Here is a 9098-nt window from a genome sequence, read left to right as displayed (position 1 = left end):
CAGCTCGAAACACTTCGACGACCTTTCGTTTGAAGGGAATCGACTTTCTATTTTTCTTATTTCGTTGTAATACGCTAATATACATAAGCTTACTGATTTACTGTACACAGAAATCAGCAGCATACGTCGTGTTGTATAAGTGGCAATATGTTAACCTAGGATATAGACCTTGGATATCCTTCCTTTGAATCTTCAAAACTTTCAAGTGCAATTTTAGCAGATTCTCTAATTCCTGCCTCCTTATCATTCAGTGCTTGTTCAAAGACACTTCTAACTTCGGGTTTGTCTAGGAACATTTCCAGAGTATCTAAAGCCCACATTCGACAGCCTGGCTGTGGAAGAGTGACAGCAATTAGGCAAGGGGCAATTAGCTGTTCTACGTCACCATCTACAGTCTCGATCAGAACATTGCGCAATGTCCTCATTGTTTCGCTTAAATCGCCATAACCAGCTCTTTCTAAAAGTGGAATTATTGCCTCTTTCATATGTCTATCAGCCACTAAAGAGGCATGCGCCATATATAAGTACAAGCGCATACTATCTTGCGGATTAGTACTGTTATCCCATTCTTTTTCACTCATTAAAGGAGCAGTAGAAATTAACTCCGCTATAACATTCTGATCTGACCAGGCCATTCGCTCGTCGATGAACTTATGTATTATCTCATATGGTCTTTTACTATTTACTATCATTTAATTCTCCCACTTTGTTGTTGTATAATCTCTTACATGTTAACCAATGTATTCGAGTGTACTATCCTGTTAACTTAAAGCAGGCTTTTTTATCCCACTACATTATAAATCACAACTGGTGCGGTCTTGTTCTTGAGCGTAACTTCGCCGATGCGTTCGCAGGTGAACGATTCGCCGACTTGCTCGTGGGCCGATTCGGTAATTACAATCTGGCCAGGCCGGGCCACTGACTGCAGCCGTTGCGCCATATTGACGGCATCACCAATGACGGTATAATCTAATCGGCGGAGGGTGGCCGAGCCAATGTTGCCCGATACCATTTCGCCGGTATTGATGCCGATGGCTACTTGTGGGTGATAATTAGGGTGATTAGGTAAACTGTCCTCTAAAACAGCGATGTGGCTGCGGACGGCTAAAGCTGATTCAATAGCGCGGTCAAGGTGATATTCGCCCCGGAAAACGGCCATCACCGCATCGCCCATGAACTTATCAACGTAGCCGCCCTGCGCAATGATCTCCTTGACCATTACGTCGAAGTAGCGGTTCACAAGCTTCACAACCGTATCGGCCGATTCGCGTTCGGAGATGGAAGTAAACCCACAGATGTCGATGAAGAGCACGGTGGCCACTACGGTTTCGCTGGCCGATAAGGCCGTCTCAAACTCGGGCCGGTTCATAAACGTCAGCACCGATTCATCGACGTACATCCGCAGGATGTTGTTTTCTTTGATGGCTTGTAAGGTTTGCCGAAGTTGAGAGACATACTCCATCGTTTTCTGCATGGTCAGCTCCAGGTCCTCGAAATTGACGGGTTTGGTTACGAAGTCGAAAGCCCCCCGGTTCATGGCGGTACGAATGTTGTCCATGTCGCCATAAGCCGATACGATTACGGCCTTGAGCATCGGCTTATTTTCATGTAGTTTAACTAGCAAGGTCAGCCCGTCCATGCCGGGCATGTTGATGTCAGTCAAAACCATGTCAATATCAGGCTCCTGATCTAACACGGCGAGGGCTTCGACGCCATCGTGCGCAAACACAAACTCATACTCTTTCTCCCGAATTTGTCGCCGGAACTTCTGCTTGATGAGTAACTCAAGGTCAGTTTCGTCGTCAACTACCAGCACTTTGGCCTTCATGCGATACTTCGAAGTTTTTGTTTGAGAACCGCAAAGTCGAGCGGCTTGGTTAAGAAGTCGTTTGCGCCTAATTCGACAGCCTGCTGCTGAGAACCGGGATCGCCATAAGCGGTAATCATCATAACAACCGGCGGAGGGGGCGCTGTGAAATCCTGGCGAATGTGACGTAATAACTCAAAGCCGCTCATGCCAGGCATGTTAATATCTGACAAAATCAGAATTACCTCCGAAGAGCGACTGTTCAGATACGTCAACGCTTCTTCGCCCGAGTTGGCAAACTCTAATACAAACTCGCCACTCCGAATTTCACGTCGGAACCGTTGCTCGAAAAGATCTTTTACATCGGTTTCGTCATCAACGACTAAAATTTTCATCATCATACAGGGATTGGTCAAAGATAAGGAATTTGCTAGTGCACACCGGTGGTCTAAGGTGACTACGTTGGTAACCTGATAATAAACTGAGTGCCTGACCCTGCTTCGCTTTCAACGTTTACTGTACCGTTGTGACCTTTGGTAATAATGTCATAACTCAGCGACAGCCCCAGGCCAGTGCCCTGACCGGTAGGCTTAGTAGTAAAGAAAGGCTGAAAAATCTTGTCTTTTACGGAGTCAGACATGCCCGTGCCATTGTCCTGAACGCAGACTTCAACCGTTCCGTTATGCCTTGCCGTACGAACGGTTACCGTAGGACGATAACCACTCGGAGCCGTTTTTTGCCTGTCGCGGACTGCGTAAAAAGCGTTATTGAACAAATTTAGAAGTACTCGTCCAAACTCCTGAGGGGCTACGTTGACTTTGCCCAGACTAGTATCAAAATGCGTAATCAGCTCGGCATTGAAGGTTTTGTCTTTGGCTCTGAGACCATGATAGGCCAGCCGCAGGTACTCATCGGCCAACGCGTTGAGGTCGGTCGGTTCGCGCTGACCACTGCTGGCCCGCGAGTGCTGCAACATGCCCCGCACAATGCTCGATGCCCGCCCACCGTGATGGCTGATCTTCTCCAGGTTCTGTTTGAGGTCGGTCAGCAGCTCGGCTTCCAGGTCAGGATCGCGGGCGGGCTTGGCTTGTTCTTGGGCCAGTTCGTCGAGCAACTCGATGCTGACCTCGGAGAAGTTGTTGACGAAGTTCAGGGGGTTCTGGATCTCGTGGGCGATGCCCGCCGTGAGTTCGCCCAAAGAGGCCATCTTCTCACTTTGAATGAGCTGACTCTGGGCCGCTTTTAGTTCGGCTTGTTGCTGGCGCAGTAAGGCGTTTGCCTGATTTTGCTGGCGATTACTACGCCACAAGGCTACCGCCACCACGCCCAGCAAACCTATACCGATAAGGGCGCTAATCAGCCACTGACGCTGGCGACGGTTCTCTTCGGCTCGCAGGCGAGCCTCTGCCAGCCGTTCTGTTGAACGTGTTTTTTGTTGAAGCACAGCGAGTTGCTGCCTTGTTTGAATGCCTGACAACGTGTCGTTATAAGCCGTATGCGCTAATTGAAATCGGTAGGCCTGTTTGAAATCATTCCCTTCGGCATAGGCCTGTGACAGAATATCACTGGCATCGCGGGAAACTTCTCTATAGCCAATTTGTCGGCTTAGATTCCAGCTGCGCTGGCCATAATAGATGGCGCTATCTGGCCGACCTAGTTTCAGATGAGCCCTGGCAAGAATCGTTTGGGTCCAGGCAATCACTTCGTATTCGCCCCTGGCCAATAGAGTTTTCAAGGCATGGTGGGCCGTAGTAAGCGCTTGTTCATACTCGCCATTTTGCACTTCTACGGCGGCTAAATTGCTTTCGGTTTGAGCTTGTAGCTGAGCGTTGCCAAGCCGCCGGGCGAGCCGTATGGCTTTGTTGTAGTAACGAATAGCCTGACGTCGATTACCGGCGGTTCTATAGATTTCCCCCAACCCATTCAAAACCCGGCAAATACCAGGTTCATCCTGCGTTTTCTCGAATTGCTCCATTGCCAACGAGTAGTAAGAGAAAGCTTCGTCAAAGTCGCCTAATGAAACGTAAAGACTACCCAGGCGGAGTCTTGTTCGTTGGAGTAATTGTTTATTATTAAACTTGTTAGCCTGATTTAATGCCCAGAGACTTAACGAAAGAGCCGGAACATAATCACCGCGTTGCGTATAAACCAAACCCATCTGCCCCGCAACACGGGCACTGCCCAGCGAGTCGGCCAGCACAATGAATCGCTGTCTGGCCTGGATCAGATAGGAAAGCGCTTTGTTGTAGTCATTGCGATCACCATAGGCCGCGCCCAGTGCCAGTAAGGCATTGGCTTCTCCCCGGGGATATCTGAGTTTCTGGGCCAGCGTTAGCGCTTCCTGGCCAAGCTCAAGGGCTTCTGTATAGTCTTCAGACCGGACAGCGTCGGATAACGTGGTAAGTAGATTGACCCTCGTTGTATCAAGCTGCTTATGAGCACTTAGTTGTGTACGAAGGCTGTCAACTACAGAGGTTTGTGCTTGCCCATACAGGTTGGTCGATAGGGTAGCAAGCAGGGTAAAAAATAAAAATCGGATTCCCATGCAGAACAGAGTTATCGAACTATGAGGGCATGATAATGACACTGACCTATTATCCTACCATTAAGCTGGTAGCTGAATGATAAATGTAGTACCCTGACCTTCGGTGCTTTCAACCGCCAGGCTGCCGTTATGCCCTTTTGTAACAATGTCGTAAGCCAACGAAAGACCTAATCCGGTGCCTTGGCCCGTTGGTTTGGTCGTGAAAAAAGGTTGAAATACCTTTTCTTTAACCTCATTGGGAATACCGGTACCATTATCACTGACCACGATACGTACTTGCCCGCTCTCGCAACTGGTCTGCACCGAAACCGTTGGTTGATAGTCGGGCGGACTTTGTTTCTGCCGTTGCTGAACGGCGTAGAAGGCATTGGTGAATAGATTTAACAATACGCGGCCCATGTCTTGTGGCACTAAGCTTACCTGTCCCAACGACACGTCGAAGTCTGTGTTTAGCTTGGCATTAAAGGTTTTGTCTTTGGCTCTGAGACCATGATAGGCCAGCCGCAGGTACTCATCGGCCAACGCGTTGAGGTCGGTCGGTTCGCGCTGACCACTGCTGGCCCGCGAGTGCTGCAACATGCCCCGCACAATGCTCGATGCCCGCCCACCGTGATGGCTGATCTTCTCCAGGTTCTGTTTGAGGTCGGTCAGCAGCTCGGCTTCCAGGTCGGGATCTCGGGCGGGCTTGGCTTGTTCTTGGGCCAGTTCGTCGAGCAACTCGATGCTGACCTCGGAGAAGTTGTTGACGAAGTTCAGGGGGTTCTGGATCTCGTGGGCGATGCCCGCCGTGAGTTCGCCCAAAGAGGCCATCTTCTCACTTTGAATGAGCTGACTCTGAGTGGCTTTTAGTTCAGCAAGGGCTTGCTCAAGTTCTTCTTTCTGATGAGTAATCAGGGCCGTACGTTCGGCGACAAGTTCTTCCAGCTCCGCTTTTCGGGCTTCAATGATGCGTCGCTGCTCGGCTTCATGTTCTCGTTCCTGCTCCCGCTTGACGAGTGCCTTCTTCTGGCGATTTGCGATTACCAGAAATGCAATCAACCACATTGATGCGAAGGCGCTGGCTGATTGAAAATAATCGTCATTACTTTTATGAAACGCCGGTGAAAAGTCTTCAACTAACTCTTCGACAGTGGTAGCAATTAGTATAGGAGCCAGCGCCAGCAAGATCGTCCGTGCCGGAGGGTAGTCTTTTATCTGTAGCAGCAAGTAGGCTACTAATACGCTAACCGCTAGCCAATACCAGCCCGTTGCAAAGGTGTCGATACCTAAAAGTGCTCCAACACCATACAGGACAACTGCAATCAGCCATACCCTTTTCAAATAAGGCTCCCAGGCAGGCAAACGAGTGGGTGTATCTAGAAATCGTCGAAGGAACTGGAATCCCAGGGCAGTGAATGCGAGAACTTCGAAGCCTTCAGGTATTGAGAAGCGCATAAGGTTGTTACGGGTATAGAGGAATGTCTGGCCCGTGCAAGATACAGGTAGCGCATGAATCGAACAATAGTATGAATACAGCTGCTGATTTGCCCCGTATTACCCACTTTTACTCTATCTCGGCCGTCTGGCTGGCTCGGTTTGTGAGCAATTCGTTCTGACGACGAATGCGTGCCGATAAGCTTCTGACAATGCTTCGGAGTACTTCGCTACGTTCTTCCATCAGGTCATAAAAGTCATCCTGGTCGAGTCGCAGCAGTCGTACTTCGGTCACAGCCTCGGCGGTCGCCGAGCGAGCTTCGGTGTCTAATAAAGCCAGCTCCCCGAAGAAGTCGCCCCGGCTAAAGCGAGCCAGCTCTGTATCGCCATCCAAAATGCTGACCTCACCCGTATAGATGACATACATACCCGTGCCGAGATCACCTTTATGGAAAATTGGTTCACCTGCCTGGTGCTGCTCTTCTTTCATGATGGGCGTAATGCTGGCCAGTACGTTCTCGGGCGTTTTGGCAAACAGGCTCGTATTCGCCAGGAGTAGGATGCGGTCGTATTCAGGTATCTGATTCGTTGAGTGGTTCATGAGCAGTGGTGATAAAGTAGGAAAGCGGGATGACAACGATTCGCGTGCTGCAACCGCATCATCAGCCGGTAAGCTTCGGAGAACAACGCTGACGGTCCAGGCGGAAAAAACGGTTTCCCCCGTCCGTAAAATGAACGCCCGGATGGGTTCTGGATCGAGAAAGGGACCAAGCTCCGCATCGAGAATTCGAACTTTCTCGGGGCGGGGTAAATCGTCAATCAGTACCTGCATGGTTTGGTAAATGGCCCGTGGAATCAGATTATCGAGCATTTCGAGGGCATTGGCCCGGCGTTCTCGGGCTGGGTGACTGACGCCTAATCGGGCTCCGGCAATGGTTTCGGAGTCGTAGAGCTGCGTAAGCACATCGAACAGGCGCTGGAGTAGGACCGTTAATTCGTAATCAAGCGTATCAGTTAAATCGGCGTCGGTTAAACTGCCGTGCAAAAGACGCTGTGCCAGCCTCAACTCTTCCTGAAGCAATAATCGGAACTCATTGTCGTCGGCAGGCTCGTTGGGAAACCGACGTAATGCCCGCAAAGCGGCTCCCCGAGTCGTCAGATCAGGCATGGCTGCCAGACGATTCAAAAGTTGTCGGCTTTCGCTGGTTTGAACAGCCCCGCAAATGGCGGCAATTCGTTCGAGCTTTACCCGATCCGAAGGTGATGATAACGCACGGTGCAACACCGGAATGACTTCTGCTCCGCGAGCTTTCAGGGCATGGGTAGCGGCCTGACCGATGAACTTATCCGTGATCCGGTCAACCAGGTAATGAACCAGTTCGCTATCGCTTAACCGGCCTGCTGCCGTTAAAGCAGCTTTTTTCACAGAAGAATGAGCACTTTCTAACTGCTTTTTTACCAGCGGGGCAAAATCATTCAGACGCAGGGTGGCAACCAAGTCCAATGCCATTTGCTGTTGAGCCGGGGACGGGTTGTTAGCCAGTTTGCTGAGCGATTGTCGTGCTGCCGGATTATTGGGGTTTAGTTCTAAAACACCCCGAATGGCCCCTTGCTGAATCGACAAATCTGTGTGATTGATGAGCGGAGCTAACTCAGTAGGTTCAACGTTAATCCGGCGACCGAGTAAATAGGCCGCCTGCTGACGTAATGCCGGTTCAGGGTCTGTCAGAGCAATGTGCGTTAACTGGCGAACGGGCGCAGGCTGGTTCAGCTGAGCAATGACCATTAATACCCGTTGCCGTACGTTTGCGTCGGGATGGGCCAGTAGACCTGGCGTCTGCTGAGCAAATTCTTTTGGGTTATGTGTACCCAGCCAGTTAATCGCCGTTAATACATCTTCAGCTTTCGAGCTTTGTAGTTGATTGATAACGGTCGCCTGAGCCGCTGTTGGCATGGCCAATTGATCTCGCTCCAGAAAACGCCGACCAATGGCGTCGTTTAATTCATGCAAATACAAACGATACGTTTGCCGAAGAAGCCAGACTGCTCCGGCCAGTAAAGCCGCCCACACCAATGGTATCCAGGTTTCAAGGCGAGGGTGGGCGTGAAGGACGTAAATCATGAACCCGGCGAGGCCTAAACCAATGGGTTCGTACAGCCCCTTCGCCAGCGTATGCCCTTTTAAGCGCTGCGGAGGAGATAACGGCTGGAACAACACTAAAAATACCGGATCGAACAACGAACGACGGACCACTTCGAACAAGAGATACAACCCACAGAAGTAGATAACCATGACCGTATCGTTGGTACCAAAACCGTTCAGCACGGCCAGCCCGACTAAGCCCAGCAGTGCCACCCAGGGGAGGATCAACAAGGATCGGTTTATGCCGAAACGATCGAGGGCTTGCCTCGATAACAACAGCTTAGCCAGCATGGCTAGTCCATACGTTAATGTTAACACGTAACTAACGTATCGGATTACGTCCGTCTGGTCGTGAAAACGATGTTTAACATTGATGAAAAAGCTGTATTCAATTTCGGTGGCAACGGCGGCCAGCGCGGCCAGGCTTAGACACATGTAGAACACCAACTCGCTACCACCAAAACGCTGTCCAATCAAACGCGACGTTTCACGACGAACGGCCCTAACCGAACGATGGGGAGCATGCACCTCATGCGACTGAACTGTTAAACGAAGCGTGTAAAGAGCCGCCAGAAACGCCCCAAAGGCAACCAGTAAAAGTCGTAATACGTCGGCGTGGGCGTGAACTAGAGCCGCTAAAACTGCGCCTAGTGCTTTGGCTGGCATATCGCCCGAACTGATCACACCAAACAGCCGCTTACTCTGCCGTGTATCGAATACAACCGCCGACACGCCCCAAAATTCTAAGTTCGTCAGCAGATAAATAATTCGATACCCTGTCATGATGGCTACCGCTGCCCCGACAGAATGGCCAACTATGACAAGGATGCCTACCACGACGGTCATGGCAATGACTGAGAGCAGAACCCGTATGGCCAGACTACGCAGCACCAGGTGGTGTTCATAGTAGGCGTATAATTTACCTACACCAATCATGGCCACCGCCGAAGCTATATAAGCAACAGGAAGGCTAGTTTCCGGATCATTCTCCAGCAGAATTGCATTGGCGGCCACATAGATCAATATGGTACCAATGCCCAGCAGGAAATTATGAATAAAGAAAAGCCCCACCGTTCGGGCCTCATCGGGACGAACGCCTAAGGCGCGTTGCCATCGTTGAGTAGTGGAGGTTTGGGGGGGAGTATGGTCTGCACTGACGTACATAAGAGAAGTCAACGACGCGATTTACC

6 protein-coding genes are annotated in these 9098 nt (G+C 50.5%); all 6 read right to left on the bottom strand.

Annotated elements, in window-relative coordinates:
• Positions 1-155: 155 nt before the first annotated feature.
• A complete protein-coding gene (locus ACFSUS_RS19975) occupies positions 156-635 on the bottom strand; it encodes a hypothetical protein (protein ID WP_381525507.1) in 480 nt (159 codons plus the stop codon).
• A 146-nt stretch (positions 636-781) separates the two neighbouring features.
• Positions 782-1828: an adenylate/guanylate cyclase domain-containing protein gene (locus ACFSUS_RS19970; RefSeq protein ID WP_381525506.1), complete on the bottom strand. Its 1047-nt coding sequence runs from the start codon at positions 1826-1828 to the stop codon at positions 782-784.
• The gene (locus tag ACFSUS_RS19965) at positions 1825-2205 is read right to left on the bottom strand and encodes a response regulator (RefSeq protein WP_381525505.1); all 381 of its coding nucleotides are present in this window, start codon (positions 2203-2205) and stop codon (positions 1825-1827) included. The genes ACFSUS_RS19970 and ACFSUS_RS19965 overlap by 4 nt, the downstream gene beginning before the upstream one ends.
• A 59-nt stretch (positions 2206-2264) precedes the next feature.
• Complete coding sequence (locus ACFSUS_RS19960; RefSeq protein ID WP_381525504.1) at positions 2265-4352, bottom strand: tetratricopeptide repeat protein; 2088 nt, start codon at positions 4350-4352, stop codon at positions 2265-2267.
• A 60-nt stretch (positions 4353-4412) separates the two neighbouring features.
• Positions 4413-5786: an ATP-binding protein gene (locus ACFSUS_RS19955; protein ID WP_381525503.1), complete on the bottom strand. Its 1374-nt coding sequence runs from the start codon at positions 5784-5786 to the stop codon at positions 4413-4415.
• A 109-nt stretch (positions 5787-5895) separates the two neighbouring features.
• Positions 5896-9072 (bottom strand): cyclic nucleotide-binding domain-containing protein, encoded by a 3177-nt coding sequence (locus ACFSUS_RS19950; protein WP_381525502.1) that lies wholly within the window; start codon positions 9070-9072, stop codon positions 5896-5898.
• Between the last annotated feature and the right edge of the window lie 26 nt (positions 9073-9098).

It is taken from the genome of Spirosoma soli (assembly GCF_042684525.1).
GTDB classification, from domain to species: Bacteria; Bacteroidota; Bacteroidia; order Cytophagales; family Spirosomataceae; genus Spirosoma; species Spirosoma soli.
Note: the sequence above shows the minus strand (reverse complement) of the source record. Positions and strands in the feature narration are given on the sequence as shown.

Excerpts from the sequence above, each read along its gene's own strand:
- ACFSUS_RS19975 (WP_381525507.1), bottom strand. The coding sequence starts at position 635 with ATGGCCTGGTCAGATCAGAATGTTATAGCGGAGTTAATTTCTACTGCT.
- ACFSUS_RS19970 (WP_381525506.1), bottom strand. The coding sequence starts at position 1,828 with ATGAAGGCCAAAGTGCTGGTAGTTGACGACGAAACTGACCTTGAGTTA.
- ACFSUS_RS19965 (WP_381525505.1), bottom strand. The coding sequence starts at position 2,205 with ATGATGAAAATTTTAGTCGTTGATGACGAAACCGATGTAAAAGATCTT.
- ACFSUS_RS19960 (WP_381525504.1), bottom strand. The coding sequence starts at position 4,352 with ATGGGAATCCGATTTTTATTTTTTACCCTGCTTGCTACCCTATCGACC.
- ACFSUS_RS19955 (WP_381525503.1), bottom strand. The coding sequence starts at position 5,786 with ATGCGCTTCTCAATACCTGAAGGCTTCGAAGTTCTCGCATTCACTGCC.
- ACFSUS_RS19950 (WP_381525502.1), bottom strand. The coding sequence starts at position 9,072 with ATGTACGTCAGTGCAGACCATACTCCCCCCCAAACCTCCACTACTCAA.